This is a genomic window from Stenotrophomonas sp. 169, assembly GCF_014621775.1.
Classification (GTDB): domain Bacteria; phylum Pseudomonadota; class Gammaproteobacteria; order Xanthomonadales; family Xanthomonadaceae; genus Stenotrophomonas.
On sequence record NZ_CP061204.1, the window covers coordinates 2,595,251 to 2,615,587 of the forward strand.

Annotated in this window: 17 protein-coding genes; 3 read left to right on the forward strand and 14 right to left on the reverse strand. The window is 65.7% G+C overall.

Features of this window, described 5'->3' with window-relative positions:
* Nucleotides 1-33 precede the first annotated feature (33 nt).
* Nucleotides 34-885, forward strand: coding sequence for an endonuclease/exonuclease/phosphatase family protein (locus ICJ04_RS11195; RefSeq protein WP_188324335.1), 852 nt, complete (start codon nucleotides 34-36; stop codon nucleotides 883-885).
* 143 nt (nucleotides 886-1,028) lie between these two features.
* Here ICJ04_RS11195 and ICJ04_RS11200 read toward each other — a convergent pair whose 3' ends face one another.
* From ICJ04_RS11200 to ICJ04_RS11225, 6 genes are all read right to left on the reverse strand, one after another.
* Nucleotides 1,029-2,447 carry an efflux transporter outer membrane subunit gene (locus ICJ04_RS11200; protein WP_188324336.1) on the reverse strand — a complete coding sequence of 473 codons (1,419 nt, stop codon included), beginning with the start codon at nucleotides 2,445-2,447 and terminating at the stop codon, nucleotides 1,029-1,031.
* Entirely contained in the window at nucleotides 2,441-3,178 is a 738-nt protein-coding gene (locus tag ICJ04_RS11205; protein ID WP_188324337.1) for an SDR family oxidoreductase, read from the reverse strand. Before ICJ04_RS11205 ends, ICJ04_RS11200 begins: the two co-directional genes overlap by 7 nt.
* A gap of 86 nt (nucleotides 3,179-3,264) precedes the next feature.
* Nucleotides 3,265-6,435 carry a multidrug efflux RND transporter permease subunit gene (locus tag ICJ04_RS11210; RefSeq protein WP_188324338.1) on the reverse strand — a complete coding sequence of 1,057 codons (3,171 nt, stop codon included), beginning with the start codon at nucleotides 6,433-6,435 and terminating at the stop codon, nucleotides 3,265-3,267.
* Between the two features lie 98 nt (nucleotides 6,436-6,533).
* Complete coding sequence (locus ICJ04_RS11215) at nucleotides 6,534-7,775, reverse strand: efflux RND transporter periplasmic adaptor subunit (RefSeq protein WP_188327304.1); 1,242 nt, start codon at nucleotides 7,773-7,775, stop codon at nucleotides 6,534-6,536.
* Nucleotides 7,776-7,886: 111 nt separating this feature from the next.
* Nucleotides 7,887-8,657, reverse strand: coding sequence for an SDR family oxidoreductase (locus ICJ04_RS11220; protein ID WP_188324339.1), 771 nt, complete (start codon nucleotides 8,655-8,657; stop codon nucleotides 7,887-7,889).
* Entirely contained in the window at nucleotides 8,654-8,881 is a 228-nt protein-coding gene (locus tag ICJ04_RS11225; RefSeq protein ID WP_188324340.1) for a hypothetical protein, read from the reverse strand. The genes ICJ04_RS11220 and ICJ04_RS11225 overlap by 4 nt, the downstream gene beginning before the upstream one ends.
* A gap of 146 nt (nucleotides 8,882-9,027) precedes the next feature.
* On the opposite strand from ICJ04_RS11225, the gene ICJ04_RS11230 reads away from it, so the two are divergent.
* Nucleotides 9,028-10,047 carry a LysR family transcriptional regulator gene (locus ICJ04_RS11230; protein WP_188324341.1) on the forward strand — a complete coding sequence of 340 codons (1,020 nt, stop codon included), beginning with the start codon at nucleotides 9,028-9,030 and terminating at the stop codon, nucleotides 10,045-10,047.
* A gap of 182 nt (nucleotides 10,048-10,229) precedes the next feature.
* On the opposite strand, the gene ICJ04_RS11235 is transcribed toward ICJ04_RS11230, so the two are convergent.
* The 7 genes from ICJ04_RS11235 to ICJ04_RS11265 form a co-directional block, all read right to left on the reverse strand.
* Entirely contained in the window at nucleotides 10,230-10,925 is a 696-nt protein-coding gene (locus tag ICJ04_RS11235) for an OmpA family protein (RefSeq protein WP_188324342.1), read from the reverse strand.
* Nucleotides 10,926-11,070: 145 nt separating this feature from the next.
* Nucleotides 11,071-12,477: a deoxyribodipyrimidine photo-lyase gene (locus ICJ04_RS11240; RefSeq protein ID WP_188324343.1), complete on the reverse strand. Its 1,407-nt coding sequence runs from the start codon at nucleotides 12,475-12,477 to the stop codon at nucleotides 11,071-11,073.
* A 106-nt stretch (nucleotides 12,478-12,583) separates the two neighbouring features.
* Entirely contained in the window at nucleotides 12,584-12,751 is a 168-nt protein-coding gene (locus ICJ04_RS11245; RefSeq protein WP_188324344.1) for a hypothetical protein, read from the reverse strand.
* 61 nt (nucleotides 12,752-12,812) lie between these two features.
* Nucleotides 12,813-13,439: an inorganic diphosphatase gene (locus ICJ04_RS11250; protein ID WP_188324345.1), complete on the reverse strand. Its 627-nt coding sequence runs from the start codon at nucleotides 13,437-13,439 to the stop codon at nucleotides 12,813-12,815.
* A 34-nt stretch (nucleotides 13,440-13,473) separates the two neighbouring features.
* Complete coding sequence (locus ICJ04_RS11255) at nucleotides 13,474-14,820, reverse strand: metallophosphoesterase family protein (RefSeq protein WP_223203070.1); 1,347 nt, start codon at nucleotides 14,818-14,820, stop codon at nucleotides 13,474-13,476.
* Nucleotides 14,821-14,849: 29 nt separating this feature from the next.
* Nucleotides 14,850-15,983: a phytase gene (locus tag ICJ04_RS11260; protein WP_188324346.1), complete on the reverse strand. Its 1,134-nt coding sequence runs from the start codon at nucleotides 15,981-15,983 to the stop codon at nucleotides 14,850-14,852.
* Entirely contained in the window at nucleotides 15,983-18,541 is a 2,559-nt protein-coding gene (locus ICJ04_RS11265) for a TonB-dependent receptor (protein ID WP_188324347.1), read from the reverse strand. Before ICJ04_RS11265 ends, ICJ04_RS11260 begins: the two co-directional genes overlap by 1 nt.
* A gap of 167 nt (nucleotides 18,542-18,708) precedes the next feature.
* On the opposite strand from ICJ04_RS11265, the gene upp reads away from it, so the two are divergent.
* The gene (upp, locus tag ICJ04_RS11270) at nucleotides 18,709-19,338 is read left to right on the forward strand and encodes a uracil phosphoribosyltransferase (RefSeq protein WP_188324348.1); all 630 of its coding nucleotides are present in this window, start codon (nucleotides 18,709-18,711) and stop codon (nucleotides 19,336-19,338) included.
* A gap of 84 nt (nucleotides 19,339-19,422) precedes the next feature.
* On the opposite strand, the gene ICJ04_RS11275 is transcribed toward upp, so the two are convergent.
* Entirely contained in the window at nucleotides 19,423-20,307 is an 885-nt protein-coding gene (locus tag ICJ04_RS11275; protein WP_188324349.1) for an MBL fold metallo-hydrolase, read from the reverse strand.
* Nucleotides 20,308-20,337 lie beyond the last annotated feature (30 nt).

Genomic DNA, 20,337 nt, shown 5'->3' on the forward strand with positions numbered 1-20,337 from the left:
CTGCAAACGATTTCACGGAATGGAGGGATTCCCATGTTGAACCGCCTACGGCGCCCTGCCGCATTACTTCTTCTGGCGCTGGCTTTGCCGGCCGCCGCTGCTACGCCGCCGTCTCCGTTGAAGGTGATGTCCTTCAATGTGCGCACGCCCGCCGATACCGCGCCCGGCAAGCGCTGGATGGACCGCCGGGAGGCCCTGGTGACCACCATCCGCCAAGCGCATCCGGCGGTGATGGGTACGCAGGAACTGGTGAAGGAACAGGCGGATTACCTGGCCTCGCAGTTGCCCGATTACCGCTGGTTCGGCGAAGGCCGCCGCGGTGGCGATGACGATGAGCACATGGGCGTGTTCTACGACAGGAAGGTGGTGGCGTTGGAGCAGTCGGGTAACTTCTGGCTGTCTGATACGCCGGACGTGGCCGGCAGCATCAGCTGGGGCAACCTGTTCCCGCGCATGGTGACGTGGGGGTTGTTCCGTCGCGTGGAGGATGGGCGGCGCTTCTATCTGTTCAATACCCACCTGCCCTATCGTGATGAAGATGAGCCGCGTCGGGTCCGTGGCGCGCAGGCGATCGTGGCGCACCTGAAGACGTTGCCGGCAGACATTCCGGTGGTGGTCACGGGTGACTTCAACAGTGAGCCGGGCGGACCAACCTACGCTGCGTTTACGGGTGCGCTGACGGATGCGCGCACGCAGGTGGCTGCACCGCGTGGGCCGAAGAATACGTTCCATGATTTCACCGGCAAGGCGACCACGGAACTGGATTGGGTGCTGGTGCGTGGGTTCACCGCGCGGGATTTCGCCACGGTCGATGCGCGGGTGGACGGGATACTGCCGTCGGATCATTTCCCGCTGGTGGTGGAGCTGGACTGGGACGCGAAGTAGCGCCGGGTCGTGCCCGGCGGGGTGTTCGTTGAGAGCGCCGCTGCGCTCGCCGAGCATGGCTCGGCGCTACCGGGACACAGGCAGCATATCGGTAGCGCCGACCCAGGGTCGGCGAGCGCAGTGGCGAGACCGTACCCTACGGGTCACTGTGCCAGGGCGATGCTCGGCTGTGCAGCTTGGCCCCAGCCGCCGAGGGCTTTGTACACGCCGACGACGCTGACGTTGACCTCGGCTTCGGCGGCGGCCAGGGCGTCGTCCGCCACCAGTTGCGTGCGCTGGGCATCGAGCAGGGTCAGGAAGTCTTCCGACCCTTCGCGATAGCGGACCTGCGCCAGCGTTTCGGCACGCCGCGCGGCCTGCGCCTGCTCGGCGACGATCGCCAGTCGGGCCTGCTGCTTGGAATAGCGCGTCAACGCGTTTTCAGTGTCTTCCAGCGCCAGCAGCACAGCCTGTTCGTATTGCGCGGCCACGCCATCGGCTTCGGCCTTGCTGGCCTTCAACCGCGCACGCACCGTGCCGAAATCAAACGCGGCCCAGCTCAGCTGCGGGGTCAACGACCATGCCTTGTTGCTGCCGCTGATCAATCCGCTGGCATCGCCGCCGAGGAAGCCGACGAAACCGGTCAGTGACAGGCGCGGGAACAGGTCTGCGGTGGCCACGCCGATGCGTGCGGTGGCCGCAGCGAGGCGACGCTCTGCCACGCGCACATCAGCGCGCTGACGCAGCAGTTCGCGGGTGTCACCCAGTGGCAGCGCCTTGGCGAAGGCCGGCATGTCGCGCGGTGCGAGCATGCCGTCCAGCGATTCCGGACGCAGTCCCAGCAGCACCGCCAGGCGATGGCGCGATTGGGTCTGTGCCACTTCCAGCAGCGGGATGTCGGCCTCGATGGCCTTCAAGCGTGCACGGCTGCTCTGCACGTCCAGCTCGCTGCCCGCACCCAGTTCCCAGCGGGTTTCGGTCAGCTTCTGGGTGTCACGCAGGTTGCCAAGGGTCTGCTCGGCCACGGCGATGCGCTTCTGCGTACCACGCAGCTCGAAGTAGTTGCGCGCTACTTCAGCGGCGACCAGCACCTGTGCATCAGCCAGATTCGCCCACTCGGCATCCAGATCCGCACGGGCGGCTTCCGCGGCGCGGCGCTGGCGTCCGAACAGGTCCAGCTCCCAGCCGGCATCGAAGCCCAGCTGGTAGCTTTCGCTGAAGACCCGCTCGCCACCGGCCAGCGTTTCCGGCTGCTTGCGGCGATCGTACGCGCCACCGGCAGTGACATGCGGTGCCTGGTCGAGGCGGCGTTCAACGAACACCGCACGCGCCTGCTGCACGCGCGATACCGACACGCGCAGATCCAGGTTGTCAGCCAGCGCGCGATGCACCAGCTCTTCCAGCACCGGATCGTCAAACTGTGCCCACCACGTGGCTACCGGCGACTCGGTGCTGTACACCGGTGCCGCAGCCCCCTGCAGGGCCACCGGTGCTTCCACCGGTGCTTTGTAGTTGGGTCCGACGGTCACGCAGCCAGCCAGCAGCACGCTGGACAGGGCGACCGCCAAGGTTTTGATTACCACGGCAGCACCTCGCCCAGATAGGTGAAGCTGCCATTCGGGCCGTCGGCATCCAGCAGCGCCATCTGCACGCTGGACTGCGCGCCGACGGATACCTCGACCTCGCCTTCGCCACCGTTCATGTCGGTCTTTACGTAACCGGGGTGCACGGTGTTGACCTTGTGCGCGGTGTCGCGCAGTTCATAGGCCAGGTGCGCGGTCCATGCGTTCACCGCGCTCTTGGACACGTCGTAGGCCGGTACCTTGAAGTCATAGATCGGCGAGCCCGGCTGGCTGTGCAGGGTCACCGACCCCAGCAGGCTGGACACGTTGACGATGCGCGCCGCGGCCGATTCGCGCAGCAGCGGAAGGAATGCCTGGGTGACGGCTACCAGTGCGAAGACGTTGGTATCGAAGGTGGTGCGCCACGTCTCCAACGACTGCTGCGAAGGTGCCTTGCTCATGTCGTCGATCATGATGCCGGCGTTGTTGACCAGGATGTCCAGGCGGCCGTGGCGCTGGCGCACCTGCTCCACTGCAGCGGCTACGCTGGCTTCATCGGTGACGTCCAGTTCGATGGCTTCCACTGGCAGGCCTTCGGCCTGCAGTTTCAGTGCGACGGCCACGGCGGTGTCACGCTTGCGACCAGCCAGCAGCGTGTGCACGCCGGCCTGCGCCAGCTGGCGCACGGTCTCGGTGCCGATGCCACGGGTAGCGCCGGTGACCATCGCGATCTTGTTCGTATGTGCGTTCATTGTTTCAATCCTTGCAGCTTGAAAGAGGGTTCCGGGGTGCGCCGAGCATGGCTCGGCGCTACCGGGGTCAGGTCAGGAACGTCGCATCAATGGTGCAGCGTCGATTCGCCATGCTTGACCAGCTGGCCACCGCCGTTGCGGGTGACGAACTTGCGCAGGGCCACGTAGAACACCGGGGTCAGGAACAGCCCGAACAACGTTACGCCCAGCATGCCGGCGAACACCGTGATGCCGGTGACCGAGCGGACCTCGGCGCCTGCACCATGGGACAGCACCAGCGGCACGGTGCCGGCGATGAAGGCGATGGAGGTCATCACGATCGGGCGCAGGCGCAGGCGGCAGGCTTCCAGCGCAGATTCGACGATGCCCTTGCCGCCCATTTCCAGCTCGCGGGCAAACTCGACGATCAGGATGGCGTTCTTGCAGGCCAACCCCATCAGCACCACCAGACCGACCTGCACGAACACGTTGTTGTCGCCACCGGTCAGCCATACACCGAACAGCGCGGACAGCAGGGTCATCGGCACGATCAGGATCACCGCCAGCGGCAGCGACCAGCTTTCATACAGTGCGGCCAGCACCAGGAAGGCCAGCATCACCGCCACCGGGAACACGATCAACGCGGCGTTGCCCTGGGTGGCCTGCTGGTAGCTCAGGTCGGTCCACTCGGTGACCATGCCGGGCGGCAACACCTGCGCGGCGATCTCGCTCAGCTTGGCCATGCCCTCGGTGGATGACAGCAGGCGCGGATCGGTTTCACCGGCCAGGTCAGCCGCCGGGTAGCCGTTGAAGCGCAGCACCGGGTCGGGGCCGAACGTCTGCTTGACGGTGACCATCGAGCCGATCGGCACCATCTCGCCGCGGTCGTTGCGGGTGCGCAGGCGGCCGATGTCTTCCACGCTGTCACGGAACTGTCCGTCAGCCTGCGCGATCACCTGCCAGGTACGACCGAACTGGTTGAAGTCGTTGACGTAGGCCGAGCCCAGATAGGTCTGCAGCGTGTCGAACAGCTCGGTCAACTGCACGCCCTGTGCCTTGGCCTTTACACGGTCCACCTCGGCATCCAGCTGCGGCACGTTGGCTTGGTAGCTGGTGATCGGGAAGGCCATGCCCGGTGTCTGCGATACCGCGCCCTGCATGCTCTGCACAGCGGTCTGCAGCGCACCGTAGCCCAGGTTTCCACGGTCTTCGATGAACATCTGGTAGCCGTTGCCGTTACCCAGCCCGAGGATCGGCGGCGGCATCATCGAGAACGCAAAGCCTTCCTGCAGCCCGGCGATCTTCTGGTTGATCTCCGCATTGATCTGCGCAGCGGTACGCCCATTGCGTTCGCTGAAGGGCTTGAGCGGCACGAACGCCACACCGGTATTGGGCGTGTTGGTGAACTGCAGCGCGTTGAGGCCCGGGAACGAAATGGTATGCGCCACGCCATCGGTTTCCATGGCGATCTGCGCGACCTTCTTCAGCATCGCGTCGGTGCGGGCAATGGACGAGCCCTCCGGCAGCTTCACACCCGCGATCAGGTACAACTTGTCCTGCGTGGGGATGAAGCCTGGCGGCACCAGCTTGAACATCACGCCGGTACCGACCAGCAGCAGGGCATACACCACGAACACCGCACCGCGCTTGCCGAGGATCTTCGATACGCCGCGCTCGTACTTCTCCGAGCTGGATTTGAAGAAGCGGTTGAACGGACGGAAGATCCAGCCGAACAGGCGGTCGATGATGCGCGTGGGCGCATCCTTGGTTGCGTCATGCGGCTTCAGCAGGCGTGCGGCCAGGGCCGGCGACAGAGTCAGGGAGTTGATGGCCGAGATCACCGTGGAGATGGCGATGGTGACGGCGAACTGCTTGTAGAACTGGCCGGTGACGCCGGACAGGAAGGCCATCGGCACGAACACGGCGCACAGTACCAACGCGATGGCGACGATCGGACCGGACACTTCCTTCATGGCCTGATGGGCAGCGGCGGTGGGTGACAGACCTTCTTCGATGTTGCGCTCGACGTTCTCCACCACCACGATCGCATCGTCGACCACGATGCCGATCGCCAGCACCAGGCCGAACAGGCTCAATGTGTTGATCGAGAAACCCAGCAGATACAGCGCAGCGAACGTGCCTACGATGGACACCGGCACGGCGATCAGCGGAATGATCGACGCGCGCCAGGTCTGCAGGAACAGGATGACCACCAGCACCACCAGGGCGATGGCTTCCAGCAGCGTGGACACCACGGCCTTGATCGAGTCGCGCACGAAGATGGTGGTGTCATACACCGCTTCGTACTTGACGTCGGCCGGGAAGGTCTTCTGCATCTCGTCCATGGTGTTCATGACGGCATCGCGGATTTCCAGCGCGTTCGCGCCGGGGGCCTGGAAGATGCCGATACCCACTGCGTTCTTGCCATCCAGCTGCGAACGCAGCGTGTAGTCACCGGCACCCAGCTCCAGACGGGCCACGTCGGACAGGCGCACCACTTCGCCGTCAGCGCCGCTCTTGAGCACGATGTCGTTGAATTCCTGCTCACTCTTCAGCCGGCCCTGCGCATTGATCAGGGTCAGGAACTGGCTGTTGGGCATCGGCTCGGCACCGAGCTGGCCCGCCGAGACCTGCACGTTCTGCTCGCGCATCGCGCCGACCACATCGCTGGCGGTCAGGCCGCGCGCGGCGATCTTGTCCGGGTCCAGCCAGGCACGCATGGCGTAGTCACCGCCACCGAAGATCTGCGCATCGCCCACGCCCTGGATGCGCGACAGCGCGTCCTTGACGTGCAGTCGCGCGTAGTTGCGCAGGTACAGCGTGTCGTACTTTCCGTTCGGCGAGGTCAGGTGCACCACCATCAGGAAGGTCGGCGACTGCTTCTGCGTGGTCACGCCCTGCCGCCGCACGTCTTCGGGCAGTCGCGCCTGCGCCTGGGCGACGCGGTTCTGCACTTTGACCGCCGCCGCATCCGGATCGGTACCCGGGCGGAAGGTGATGGTCATCTGCAGCACACCGTCGGAGCCGGCGACCGACTTCATGTACATCATGTCCTCGACGCCGTTGATGGCTTCTTCCAGTGGCGTGGCCACTGTTTCGGCGATCACCTTCGGGTTGGCGCCCGGGTACACGGTGCGCACCACCACCGAGGGCGGCACCACGTCGGGGTATTCACCGGTCGGCAGCAGCGGAATGCTGATCAGGCCGGCAGCGAAGATGATGATCGACAACACCGCCGCGAAGATCGGCCTGTCGATGAAAAAGCGTGAGAAATCCATTGGGAATGTCCTTGGTTTGGCCGACGCCGGGATGCAGCCGCCCTGCCCCTGCCAATCCGGCAGGGGTTCGGGCATCGCGGTGACGCTGGCCGGTTGGATCAGTTCAGTGCGGCGGTTTCAGTACCAACGGGGGCAGGGGCGGGAGCCGGGGCCTTCGCCGGTGCAACAGCAGGTGCGGCGGGACCTTGCATCGCGACCGCCTTGGCCTGCACGGGCATGCCCGGCATGAAGACCTTCTGCACGCCATCGACGATCACCTTGTCGCCGGCGGCAAGGCCGCTTTCCACGATGCGCAGGCCATCAGCGGTACGGCCCAGCGCGATATCGCGGCGCTGCGCCTTGCCGTCCTTGTCCACCACATAGACGTACTTGCGGTCCTGGTCGGTCAGCACGGCGCGGTCATCGATCAGCATCGCCTGGAACTGGCCACTGCCCAGCAGCTGCACGCGGGCGAACAGGCCCGGGGTGAACTGGCGGTCTGCGTTGTCCAGCAGTGCGCGGACGCGGATGGTGCCGGTGCTGCGGGTGACCTGGTTGTCCAGGAAGTCGACCTTGCCTTCGTGCGGGAAGCCCTGCTCACCGCTCAGCCCGATACGCACCGGCAGCGACGCATCGCGCTCGCTCGGACGCTCGCCCTTGCGTGCCATCTGCGCATAGCGCAGGAAGGTGGCTTCATCGGCGTCGAAATACACGTGCACCTTTTCCAGCGACACCAGCGTGGTCAGCACGCTGGCCGCATCGCCGGCACTGACCAGGTTGCCCGCCGTGACCATCGCGCGACCGGCGCGGCCGTTGATCGGCGCACGCACCTTGGTGAACTCCAGGTTCAGTGCGGCGGCATCCAGCGCGGCCTGTGCGGCCTGCACCTGCGCGCCGGCCTGGTCGGACGCGGCACGGCGCTGTTCCCAGGTTTCGGTGGAGATCGCCTGCTGGTCCGACAAACGCTTGGCCCGCTCGGATTCACCGCGCGCCAGCGTGGACTGCGTGCGTGCGCGGTTGAGCTCGGCACGGGCGCGGTCATACTCGGCCTGGTAACTGCGGGCATCGATGGTGAACAGCACATCGCCCTTCTTTACTTCCTCGCCTTCGACATAGTTCACCTTGTCGATGTAGCCGGACACCCGCGGGCGCAGGTCCACGTTCTCGACCGCTTCCACCCGGCCACTGAACTCGTCCCACTGGCTGATCTGCTTGACCAGTACCGGTGCGGCGCTGACTTCAGGCGCAGGCGGGGCGCCGGCTTCTTCGGCATGGCTGCCGCTGCAGGCGGTCAGGATGGCCAGGGCGAGTGCCGAGACGGTGGCCAAGGCCGCGCGGCGGGTGGTGCGGTGGAGGGTCATCATGGTGTTCATGGCATGTATCCGTAAGGGGTGGTGATACAGGTGATCAGTCGTTCGTTTGTCGGCAGCGCCGACGACCGGGGGATGGTGCAACCTCAACAATGGTTGAGGTCAAGCACTACCGGCCGCCTCGCGCCATCGGGGTGGCGCATCCAGTTTCAACAGGCCGCGCGGCAGCTGGCCGTCGCGCGTGTCGCAGCGCACGATCGCGTTGTTGTCGTGGCATTGGTCCAGCAGAGAGACCAGGCGCCGGCCGACGAGCAGCGCACTGGGCCACTCGATGCACGCGTTGGCTGCATTGCTGGGCGTGCACACCGGTGCACAGACTTCCAGCAGCTGCGCGCGTACGCCGATCGCCTGCGCTTCCTGATGAACCACCTGCGCATACATCCGCAGCGCAGCGGCGGTCACCGACGAATCGCCATGTGCAGCCCACGGCTTCAGCCCGGCCGGGCTGCCGATCATCACGAAGCGGCGCGGATGCGGGTGGTCCTGCAGCAGCGGCAACAGATGGCGGACGGCGTGCACGTGCGGCAGCAGGTCAAGCTGCAGCGTCTGCATCAACGCATCGCCCGGGCGGTCAATCACCCGGCCACGTGCATAGGGCCCGCCGAGCGCGGCAACGACGGCGCCCAGCGGACGCGGCCGTGCGGCCACGCGGTCGGCGACGACCTTGGCCGATTCGTCGTCGGCGAGCGACCCGAGCAGGGTTTCCAGTCCGGGTTCGTCATCGAACTGCTGGCGCAGCGCAGCCAGGCGGCGCGGATCGCGACCGACCACCAGGACCGGGCTGCCGGCCTCCAGCAGTGCGCCGACCACGCCTTGGCCCACGGCACCGGTGCCGCCGAGGACGAGGACCTCCGGTGCCAGCATCCCGTTCACGGGATATTTCCTCCCATCTGCGGGACAATCCCGATCCGACCCAGGCGATCAGTGCCGCGGGGACGGATACGCAGGGCACCGCCCCGTTGCTGGCGGGCGGGGGCGGTAAACTCGCGAAAGTCCTTGTTAACCAAGGAGCTGGGACGGGTTTCCACGGTCATCGCCTGGTCCAGGGCATCCTGGCCGGCGCGGCTGAAGTAGTTGAGAATGTTGCGCAGGCTCATGGCTGATGGCCTCCGATTCGGGAATGGCGCCATGGTGCGCTTCTAACTCCTACTTGATTAGTCCTGATTTAGGGGAATAATCATCCCGCTCCCGGTCCAATCTTTTTGTCACGCTATTCCCGTCCCCGACGTCCAGGAATTCGACCATGTCTCACGATCTCAACGAAACGCTGATCTTCGTCAAAGTGGTCGAGCAAGGCAGCTTCATCGCCGCCGCCAAGTCGCTCGGCCTGCCCAAGACCACCGTCAGCCGCAAGGTGCAGGATCTGGAAACGCGCCTCGGTGCGCGCCTGCTGCACCGGACCACGCGTCGCCTCGGCCTGACCGAAGCCGGTTCCATCTATCACGAGCACTGCCAGCGCATCGCACGCGAACTGGAAGAGGCGGAGAGTGCCGTCAGCCAGTTGCAGTCCGGCCCGCGTGGGTGGCTGCGTTTCACCGTGCCCTATTCGCTCGGCATCACCTGGATCGCGCCCTTGATGGGCCAGTTCCATGCGATGTACCCCGAGATCCGGCTCGACATGCATCTGGGCAACGAGAAGCTCGACCTGATCGCCGGTGAAGCGGATCTTGCGCTGCGGGTCGGTGCCCTGCCCGATTCCAATCTGGTCGCCCGCAAGCTCGGCACGCTGCGCACGCAGGTATTCGCCAGCCCGGCCTATATCGAACGCCACGGCGAACCGTTGCATCCGGACGAGCTGCAGTTCCACCGCATCCTGGCGATGCGCAAGGCGTACCACAGCCATCCGAACCGCATCACCTGGCAGCTCGGCGAGAATGGCGGTGAGCTGCGCGATTTCCCGGTCAATCCGCTGATGGTGGCCAATGACATGTCGGCGTTGAACGGCGCGATGGTATGCGGCGAAGGCCTGCTGCTGACCGGCGATGTGATGGCCAAGCCGTACGTGGAAACCGGAATGGTGCGCCGTGTGCTGGCCGGCTGGACGGGACCGGAAGTGGACTTCAATGCGGTCTTCGCCGGCGGCAAGCTGGTGTCGCCGAAAGTGCGCGCCTTCGTGGATTTCCTGGTCGACAAGCTCAACTTCGACGCCAACTACATGATGGCGCAGTGCCCCGCAGCGAAGTACGCGCAGCAGCAGAACGAGAAAGCCGAAGCCGAAGCGATGGCTGAAGGGAAGCGGATTCTGGAGGTCGTTGCCGCGTGAGATGACGATGGGCGACGATCGTGACGGCCGCTGGCCATCAACCGCTTCGGTAGCGACGGCCGCTGGCCGTCTTGTGGCCCATTGACGGCCGGCGGCCGTCACTACCTGTACAAAAAAATGCCGCCTGCAAGGGCGGCATTTTTGTTGCGGCCTGGCGGCCGCAACGGCAGTAACGCGCAGCGTTACTGCTGCAACGGAATCACGCGGATTTCCACGCGACGGTTCTGCGCACGGCCGGCGTCGGTGCTGTTGTCGGCAACCGGGTAGGCCTTGCCGGCGCCCAGCGTTTCGATGCGTGCGCGCTGTACGCCCTGGCCGGTCAGGTAGGCGGCCACGGCATCCGCACGTTCCTTCGACAGACGGTTGTTCACCGCGTCGCTGCCGATGCTGTCGGTATGGCCGACCACTTCGATCATGGTCTGGTTGTATTCGGCCAGCGTGCTCGCGACACCGTTGAGCGAACCGTAGAACTGCGGCTTCAACGCGGACTTGTTGAAGTCGAACGTGATGCCGTCAGGCAGGTTCAGGCTGATGTTGTCGCCCTGGCGGACCACGTCGATACCGGTATTGGCGGTACGCTCGCGCAAGGCGCGTTCCTGGCGATCCTGGTACTGGCCCACGGCCGCGCCGCTCAGTGCGCCGATACCGGCACCGATCATCGCGTGCTGGCGACGTTCAGTCGCGCTGCCACCGGTCAGCAGGCCAGCTGCGACACCGACGGCGGTACCGATCAGCGCGTTGCGGCCCGTGCGGTTCTGCTGCTGGGTTTCGTTGCCATACGGGTCACTCTGCACGTACGAACCACCGGTCGCGCAGGCGCTGAGCGCAGCGGCGGTCATCAGGGCGAGGGCCACATTACGGGGAGCGGATCGGATCATGGTGTTCTCCTTGGAAGCCGGGTGGTCCGGCGTGCGTCGGGGATGAGCATATACAGCCTGATGCGATGCGGGGATGAGGGCCGAAGCTCCCATCACTGCCCCGTTCAGCTTCTTCGCAACGACGTGTAAATGCGCCCTGCGACGCTCAAGTGCGCCGATAGGCAGCCAACGCCGCGTCACGACCTTCGGCAAGACCCACCAACGGCCGCCGCGGATAATCCGGTGCCTTGGCCGCCAGCAGATCGGCGTGCTGCCAGGGGGCAAAACGCGCCTTCACCGGCAGAGCGGCCAACTCGGGCACCCACCGGGTGATGTAACGCGCCTGCGGATCGAACTTCTCCGACTGGGTGACCGGATTGAACACGCGGAAATACGGCGCGGCATCGGCGCCGGTGCCGGCCACCCACTGCCAGCCCATGGTGTTGTTGGCCAGGTCCGCATCCACCAGGGTGTCCCAGAACCAGCGCGCGCCCTCCAGCCAGTGCGCGCGCATGTGCTTGCACAGGTAGCTGGCGACGATCATGCGTACGCGGTTGTGCATTATGCCGGTGTGCCACAGCTGCCGCAGCCCGGCATCGACGATCGGCACGCCGGTGTTGCCACGTTGCCATGCCTGCAGGTCGGCCGCCGCGGGCGACGCCCAGCGGAAGCTGTCGAAGCGCGGGTTGAGGTTTTCGTCCGTGGTCCCGGGGAAGTGATGGAGCAGGTGGTGGCCGAAGTCACGCCAGCCCAGTTGCCGGATGTACGCATCGATGTCGGCGCTGCGGCTGGCGGTGCGCTCGGCCTCCAGCGCGTGGACGATCCGCCACGGCGCGATCTCGCCGAAGTGCAGGTGCGGGGACATCATGGACGTGCCGACGCGATCCGGCAGGTCACGCTGCTCGCGATAGCCGTTCAACGCCCCATCGACGAACACGGTCAGTGCTTCGCGGGCACCGGCCTCACCGGGCTGCCAGTGCTCCCAGAAGCCTGCATCCCAGCCCAGCGAGGGTTGCAGGCCGAGCGCATCGAGCGTCAGACCCTTGACCGTGTGGGCGGGGAGCGACGCCGGTGCATCGCTCACGGCATGCAGACGCCACTGGCTCAGCGCATTGCGCCAGAACGGGGTGAAGACCTTGTACGGTCCCCCCTGCTTGGTCTGCAGGTCCCACGGTTCGAACAGCAGGCTGCCGTTGCAGCTGTCCGCCTGCAGCCCCTGCTCGCGCAGGGTGCGCTTGATCAGGGCATCGCGCGGCTGGGTGGCGGGTTCGTATTTGCGGTTCCAGAAGACCGCCTCCGCGCCGGTCTCGGCGATCAGTTCCTGCAGGACCGCCAGGCTGTCGCCTTCGCGCAGCACAAGGCCCGAGCCGCGTGCGCGCAGATCGTCGTCCAGCGCCAACAGTGAGCGGTGCCGCCACGCATTGGACGCCGCACCGGGCGCCCAGCGGCCTTCCTCGTGCGGCGCATGGATGTAGACCGGCACGATATCGTGCCCGGACTCCAGCGCAGCCTGCAGCGCCGGATTGTCGGCAAGGCGGAGATCACGGCGAAACCACACCAAGGCTGATGACACGCGACATACCTGGAGAATGCAAGGCTGCCATGATAACGAGCGCGCGTGACCTGACTGTAGAGCCGACTTCAGTCGGCTTGCCAACAGCAGCCGACTGAAGTCGGCTCTACCAGAGCAACAGCAACAGCAACAGCAATAGCCACAGCACCGGCACCGGCAACGGCAACGGCAACGGAAGCGGCCACAACCACAGCCGAGGCAACGGCAGCGGCAGCGGCATCGGCAGCAGCCACGGCCACGCGACGATCACGGCAACGGCAACGGCAACGGCCATGGCCAAGGCACCGGCAGCGGCCACATCAACCGCAACCGCAACCGCCGGGCATGGCTCGGCGTTACCTGGCCGCGTTCGTATCGAAGCGCTGCATCGACTGGCGGATCAGGGTCTTCGCCTGTGCTGCAGTGCCCCAGCCGCTCAACTGCACCGGGTTGCGGCCTTCCGGCAGGTCTTTGTACACGCGGAAAAACGCTTCGATGCGCTGCCGCTCGATCAGCGGCAGATCGGACAGGTCGCGAATGCCGGCGTAGGTCGGATCCACCTTGTCGGTGGGCACGCCGATTACCTTCTCGTCCTGCTCGCCGTCGTCCACCATCTTCAGGTAACCGATCGGCCGGAAGCGCACGATCACACCGGGGTGCAGCGGTTCGCGGGTCAGCACCAGCGCGTCCAGCGGATCGTTGTCACCGGCCAGGGTGCGCGGCATCGACCCGTAATTGGCCGGGTACGCGACGGGCATCGACTGGAAACGGTCCACATGCACCAGCCCGTCGTCCTTGATCTCGTACTTGGTGAAGCTGCCCGCCGGAATCTCGACCACCAGGTTCACTTCCTCCGGTGCCTGCTTCGGCTGCGCGGCAAGGAACGGGTGCAACACACTATCGGCGGCAACGCTGGCACCGGCCATCACGGCCAGCGCAGCGGCCAGTGCCACCATCGGCAACCTGCTACGTCGTGCGCTCATTGCGGCTCCTCCCGGTTCTGCATCACGTCATGGCTCATTCCCAGCACCGGTCCTTGCGGCCAGTCGGTGCGTGCGGGCGCTGGCAGCGGCGCGGTGCGATGCGGTCCGCCTCCAGCTCCACTTTCTTCGTGCTGCCGTCGGCCTGACGCACCAGCTCGAACGCGTCGTACAGCTTGCCGGTCACCGTACGGGCTTCGTAGTGCAGGCGCTGTGGATCGATGCGCAGCACCTGGAACAGCTGGGTGTCTTCGGCCACCGGGGACATCGTGGCGATCGCCTCTTTGGACAGGCGGTACTGCTTGGGGCTGGCATTGCTGACGACGAACTGCGGGGTGGCCAGGCCGTCTTCACCACGGCGGCCATAGGTGTGGTCGTGGCCCTGCAGTACCAGGTCCACGTCGTGCCGTCGCACGACCGGCAGCAGGGCGTCCTGCAGCACCGGATTGTGGCGGCCACGCGCGGGCGAGTAGAACGGCTGGTGCACCACCACGATCGTCCACGGCTGCGTGTTGGATGCCAGTACGCCATCCAGCCACTGCGCTTGTGCCTGCGCGGTGCCAAGGTCCATCGCCGAGGTGCCATCCAGCACGGCGAACCGGACGCCCTGATAGTCGAACCAGTACGTGCTCTGCTCCGCACCCTTGGCGCCGTTGTCCGGCAGGGCGAAGGTCGCGGGCCAGTGGCGGGCCATCACCCGGCGTTCCTGCGGGGTGTCTTCGAACTCTTCGAAGTACTCGTGGTTGCCGATGGCCGGTGCGAGCATCGTTTCCTGTGCCAGCCAGCCCGTGGCGGCGAACCACTCGCCCCACTCGCTGTCGTCGGCGTCATAGCCCCCGCTGACCAGATCACCGGCAAACAGGCTCAGGTGTGCGTCAGGCGCCGCCTTCTGCGCTGCGCGCACCACGCGGGTTACATGGCTGAGGTTCTTGTTCTGGGTGTCGCCGAAGTACAGGAAGGTCATCGGCTGGTCGCCGGTGCCTGCCGTACGTAGCTGGTTCCAGGCGCTCCAGGTGTCTTTACCCTGCACGCGATACACGTACAGGGTACCCGGCTTCAGGCCGGTGACGTCGGCACGGTGGTGATGGGACAGGCCGTTCTCGGTCTGCAGCGGCTGGCTGCTGGCGGTGATGCGGGTGATCGGGCCGAAGCCCGGCGTGTCATCCGCCGGCGCGATCTCCAGCAGCGGCGCCTGCACGCTGCCGTCGGTGCGCCATCGCACGGCGAAGCCCTGTGAGGCATTCGCCGCCGGCGAGGCCACGATCCGATCCGGGAAGCCGGTTGCCGCATAGTGGCGGCTGCCGGCCGGCACCTGGCTGTTGGGCTCCACGCGCGATGCCAGCTCATCGGCCAGCGCACTGCTGCAACCCAGCGCCAAGGCCACGCCCAGGCCAAGCGAGGTCAGGCGACGGATCACGACGCACACTCCAGCGGCAGCGACAGCGCCTTGGCGATCTGCTCCCAGTCGAACGCCACCACGCCCTGGTCATCGTGCACGGCATACAGCGCACCGTGCGGGAAGCGTGGCGTGCCCTGCTGCATCATCCAGATGCCATCGGTGTTGGCCACGGTGTTGCCCTGGAAGGCCCCCACCGGCTTCAAGCTGTGCCGGTCAAACAGATGGAAGACGCTGCGGTCCTTGGCCTGCTCGGTGGTGATCCACCAGCCGTCCTTGCCGCAGGTGCGCAGCATCACCCCTTCCGCCTGCGCCTTGAATACATCGCGGCCGAAGGTCGTGCCGGTGAAGCGACCGGCCATCGTGTAGACCTTGAATTCGCTGGCGTAGCTTTCGTCCTCTTCGGCGATCAACAGGCGGTCGTTGGCCGGGTCGCCCCAGATCGATTCCACCACGCGCAGCGCACCGGCTTCGCTGGTATCGCCGATGCTCGCCGTCAGCGTGGCCTGCACCTTCGCCCCATCGCGGGTGACGTGATACTGGCGTACGCGCTTGTCCAGCTCAGTCAGCGGCGGCAGGATGTCGTTGCCCTGCGCGTCCTCGCCGTTGTCCCAGGAATCGGTGACATACACGGTGTAGCCATCACGGCCCTTGTCGACCCACAGGCCATAGGGCTTGCGCAGGTCATCGGCACCGAACACCGCCAGCGGCGTGAAGTCGGGCAGCGAGAATACCTGCACGCGATGGTTGTCGCGCTCCACGATCCACATCAGATCGTCGATGATCGAAATGCCGTTGGGGCGGTCGAACTGGCCCAGTGCGCTGCCCGCGCTGCCAACGTCACGCAACGGGGTGCCGGTGCTGCCGTCGTACACCACCAGCTTGTCGGTGGCCTTAGCCGTGGCAATCAGCCAGGTCTTGCCGTCAGGTGCCTTCCACGCAGCGGGCGAGTCGATGTTGTCGTCCGGCGTCATGGGGGTCAGGAAGGCTTCGGCCAGGGTATGCACCTGACGCGGCATGGTCGCGGCATCGGTCGCGGCCGGCGCGCCTTTGGCCGCAGCAGCGGCGCCCTCGGCAGTGGGGGCAGACGGCGTGCAGCCGCTGGCGAGTACCAGCGCCAGTGCGCCGACCAGGGCGATACGGCGCGCCATCACAGTGCCACCTTCAGGCCGACCGCATAGGTGCGACCGTATTCTTCCAGCTGCAGGGTGCGCGAACGCGTGCCCTGGTAGAGCTCAAGCGGCTTGTCCAACAGATTCTGTGCCTCGAAGTACATGCTGACGCGGGGGGTGAATTTGTAATCCAGCGAGAAATCGAGCTGGGTGTGCGGTGCAACGTAGATGTCGAACGCGCGGCCGACGCCGATGCTGTCCAGGTATTCACTGCGGTACACCGCGGCCAGGCGCGTGCTCAGGCCATACTTTTCGTAGCCGATGTGGGCGCTGTACACATGCTTGGACGCACGCGGCAGAGTGAAGTCATCGCCCTCGCGGCCTTCCACGCCCGGATCGAAATCGGTATCCAGCCACGTGCCGCTGGCGCCGACCAGCAGGCCATCCAGGCCCGGCGGCAGGAACGCAAGCTGCTGCTGATAGTTGAATTCGGCACCCCGTACCGTGGCCTTCTCGCCGTTGATCGGCAGGGTCACGTCGAAGCCATCGTAGGCGGGGTCGTTGTTGCGCACCGTCTCCACGATGTAGCCGTCGATGGACTTGTGGAACAGGCCCAGCGACACGATGCCGGTCGTGCCGATGTACTTCTCCACCGACAGATCGATGTTCTTCGATTCGTACGGGTCAAGCTGCGGATTGCCCAGGCGGACCTCTTCGTCGCCGCGGCTGTAGCCTACGCGCGGTGAGATGTCGCCGAACGATGGACGCGAAACCGTCTTGTTCGCCGATGCGCGCAGCACCCAGTCATCGGTGGCGTCATAGCGCAGGTGCAGGCCCGGCAACACATTGGTGTAGCTGCTGTCGGCCACGCGCGGGGTAACGGTGAAGCTGCGCTCGTCTTCGGCCACGTCGACCTGGTTGCCGATCGCCTTGAACTGGGTGTTCTCCACACGCACACCGCCGATGATGCGCAGCGCACCGATATCCCAGGTACCCATGGCGTAGGTCGAGAAGATGTCTTCGCTGGCGCTGTAGTCCTCTTCCAGCGAGGTCAACGCATTGGCCCCGGTCTCCTGCGGACGCGCGCTGTACAGGCCGCTGTTGGCCGCCCAGTAGCGGCGCATGAGGTCCGAGCTCATGCCCTGCCCCAGCGTGCCGTGGCGGTGATCCGGCGCACCGATGGTCCAGCTGGCGAGGTCGATGGCTGGGCCGCGACGCAGCTCGACTTCGTTGACATCCACATCGCGCTCGCGCCAACGGCCGAGCACGCCGAACTTGTAGCTGGCATTGTCCGCATCGAAGCGTACGTTGAGCTGCGCGCTGTGTTCCTTGTCATCCACCCGCTTGGGCGACAGGATCATCCGGTCGTAGGCGTAGTTGGCATTGTCCATCCATGCATCGCTGCCCAGCGTGTAGCGCGGCAGGCGGCTGCGCTGGTCCAGCGTGCCGGACAGGTCGTCGCCGTCCAGCTCGAAGCGCGCTTCCATCTCGTCGTCCACGCGCTCTTCGGTCTTGGTGTAACCGATCTTGTAGTCGACCACGGCGGCGGACAGCCGGTTCTCGCCGCCCAGGCTGGCGGCCAAGGTATTTTCTTCCTTGGTGCGGTAGCGCATGCGCTTCTGGATCGCATCGGCCGGCAGGTCGTCCAGGCGGAACTGATCGGCACCGGTCGCGACGACGTCGGCGTCCTCGAAGTTGATGATCGTGCGCTGACGCGTCTCGGCATCGTCAAAGCGGCTGTACAGCGTGCGCAGGTAGTACGTGCTGTCTTCGCTGGGGCGCCAGTCCAGGTTGAGGTTTGCGCCGATGCGCTTGCGCTCGATTTCATACTTGCGGCGCTGCAGGTTGATCGCAGTGACATCGCCGGGTGCCGCATCGTCCTCACCGGCGTACTCGACTTCACTGTTGTCCGACTCGAACTTGCGGTTCTGGTAGTTCACACCCAGCGCCACGCCGAACGTATCGGCGAACACTTCGCTGTAGTTGATGGCAGCTTTCGGGCTGGTGTGGCCGGAGAGCGCCTGGTGGCTGGCTTCGATCTTGCCACGCAGGCTGCGACCATCGCGGTCGAAGGCCGAGGCCGACTCCACCAGGATCGCGCCGCCGATGGCATCGCCGGGCATGTCCGGGGTCGGCGACTTCACGACGCGAAGGCGCTCAGTGGAGTCGGAAGGAATGACGTCCAGCGGTGCGGCGCGGCTGGAATCCTCCGGCGTACCGACTGCGATACCGTCGATGCTGACGCTGTTGAGGTTCGCATCCAGGCCGCGCACCACCACGAAGCGGCCTTCCCCCTGGTCGCGGGTGACGCTGACACCGGGCAGGCGCTGCAGGGATTCGGCCACGTTCTGGTCCGGGTACTGGCCCAGTGCATCCGACGACACCGCGTCCTCGATCGCGTTGCTGCTGCGCTTGAGGTCCACTGCGCGGACCTGCGATTCCAGCTGCGCGCGCACTTCGATGCGATCCAGGTCGGTCGCATCGGCGGCGATGGCACTGGTGGCCGCCACGTCCTGGCCGGCGGCACGCAGCGGCGCTGCAGCCCCCAGTGCCAAGGTCAGGGTGATGGCGATGGCCAACGGTGTCTTGGTCTGCACGGGTGATCCCATTCGGTGTGAAGAATGGGAGGGCAAGGTATGTCGGCGAGGTTGCACCGGCATGACACCGGGACACCTGTGCGGTCATGACGGCATCACCGCACTGGCCGCATAGGGCCGCGCTGGGGGACAATGGCGACCTCTGCCTTTCCCTTTGCCGGCCCCCCATGAATATCGTCGAAGTGCGCCATCCGCTGGTGCAGCACAAGATCGGGCTGATGCGCAACGCCGCGCTCAGCACCAAGGATTTCCGCGAACTGGCCAACGAGCTGGGCACCCTGCTCGCCTATGAGGCGACCGCCGACCTGGACACCGAATCGCACACCATGGACGGCTGGTCCGGACCGGTGACGGTGCAGCGCATCGCCGGTGCCAAGATCACCGTGGTGCCGATCCTGCGCGCGGGCCTGGGCATGCTGAGCGGCGTGCTGTCGCTGATTCCCGCCGCGCGCGTCAGCGTGGTCGGCCTGCAGCGTGACGAAGAAACCCTGCAGCCGGTGCCCTACTTCGAGCGCCTGACGGGCCGCCTGGAAGAGCGCGACGCGCTGATCCTGGACCCGATGCTGGCCACCGGCGGCACCCTGATCGCGACCATCGACATGCTCAAGCGGGCCGGCGCGCGCCGCATCAAGGGCATTTTCCTGGTAGCCGCACCGGAGGGCATCGCCGCCGTACAGGCCGTGCACCCGGACGTGGAGATCTACACCGCTGCCATCGACCATCATCTGAACGAAAAGGGCTACATCCTGCCCGGCCTCGGCGACGCCGGCGACCGCATCTTCGGCACCCGCGTCTGAAAAAAGGGGACGGAGGGGATTAAGTCGCATTTGGCCCACGCGTGGGCCAAATGCGACTTAATCCCCTCCGTCCCCTTTTTGGTGTTACAGGGCGCGGGCGGTGAGTTCGTGCTGCTCGTGCACGGTCACGAATCGCCCCTTGTCGTCGCGCTGGAGTTGCGCCAGCGCGATCTGCGGGTCGTGGGTAAAGAACAGGTGGACGTTGCGCGACAGCTTGTCTTCGAGGAATTGTTTCTTCTCGTCGATCAGCAGTTCCGCGTTGCGGTCGTAGCCCATGGTGATCGGCACGTGCACCCAGGACCGGCCCGGCACCAGGTCGGCACAGAACACCACCCCGCCCCGGGTCTGGCCGTCTGCCGTTGGCTGGCCGACGATCTCCGCCAGCATCAGGCCAGGCGTGTGGCCGTCGCTGAAACTGAAACGCACGCTGGCACCCAGTACCTGCGAGTACTCGCCCTGCACGATTTCCAGGCGTCCGCTCTCCTGCAACAGGGCGGGCAGTTCCGGGATGAAGCTGGCGCGGTCGCGCGGGTGGGGCTGCACTGCACGCTGCCAGTGCTCGGCACCCACCACGAAGGTGGCATTGGGGAAAAGCAGTTCGGGGGGCCTGCCCTCCACCCATGGCGCCAGCAGCCCACCGGCGTGGTCGAAGTGCAGGTGGCTCAACACCACCACATCGATGTCTTCGTGCTCGAAACCCGCTTCGCGCAGGGAATCGATCAGCACGTGCCGGCTTTCCTGCACACCGTAGCGCTCGCGCAGCCGCGGTTCGAAGAAGGCGCCGATCCCGGTTTCAAACAGCACGGTCTTGCCGTGCAGCGGGCTGGCCAACAACGCGCGACACGCCAGTTCGATGCGGTTGAGTTCGTCGGGCGCCGCCCATTTTTCCCACACCGCACGTGGAGCGTTGCCGAACATCGCACCGCCATCCAGACGTTGCGTGTTGCCGCGGATCGACCATAGTTTCATGCGGCAAGTATCGGTCAGCTACCGTTAAAT

What these genes read in the sequence shown, in the direction of transcription:
- ICJ04_RS11245 (WP_188324344.1), bottom strand. Translation starts at nt 12,751, where the DNA reads ATGGCCGTTGCCGTTGCCGTTGCCGTGATCGTCGCGTGGCCGTGGCTG.
- ICJ04_RS11195 (WP_188324335.1), top strand. Translation starts at nt 34, where the DNA reads ATGTTGAACCGCCTACGGCGCCCTGCCGCATTACTTCTTCTGGCGCTG.
- ICJ04_RS11230 (WP_188324341.1), top strand. Translation starts at nt 9,028, where the DNA reads ATGTCTCACGATCTCAACGAAACGCTGATCTTCGTCAAAGTGGTCGAG.
- ICJ04_RS11215 (WP_188327304.1), bottom strand. Translation starts at nt 7,775, where the DNA reads ATGACCCTCCACCGCACCACCCGCCGCGCGGCCTTGGCCACCGTCTCG.
- ICJ04_RS11250 (WP_188324345.1), bottom strand. Translation starts at nt 13,439, where the DNA reads ATGAGCGCACGACGTAGCAGGTTGCCGATGGTGGCACTGGCCGCTGCG.
- ICJ04_RS11260 (WP_188324346.1), bottom strand. Translation starts at nt 15,983, where the DNA reads ATGGCGCGCCGTATCGCCCTGGTCGGCGCACTGGCGCTGGTACTCGCC.
- ICJ04_RS11205 (WP_188324337.1), bottom strand. Translation starts at nt 3,178, where the DNA reads ATGAACGCACATACGAACAAGATCGCGATGGTCACCGGCGCTACCCGT.
- ICJ04_RS11275 (WP_188324349.1), bottom strand. Translation starts at nt 20,307, where the DNA reads ATGAAACTATGGTCGATCCGCGGCAACACGCAACGTCTGGATGGCGGT.
- upp (WP_188324348.1), top strand. Translation starts at nt 18,709, where the DNA reads ATGAATATCGTCGAAGTGCGCCATCCGCTGGTGCAGCACAAGATCGGG.
- ICJ04_RS11225 (WP_188324340.1), bottom strand. Translation starts at nt 8,881, where the DNA reads ATGAGCCTGCGCAACATTCTCAACTACTTCAGCCGCGCCGGCCAGGAT.
- ICJ04_RS11210 (WP_188324338.1), bottom strand. Translation starts at nt 6,435, where the DNA reads ATGGATTTCTCACGCTTTTTCATCGACAGGCCGATCTTCGCGGCGGTG.
- ICJ04_RS11235 (WP_188324342.1), bottom strand. Translation starts at nt 10,925, where the DNA reads ATGATCCGATCCGCTCCCCGTAATGTGGCCCTCGCCCTGATGACCGCC.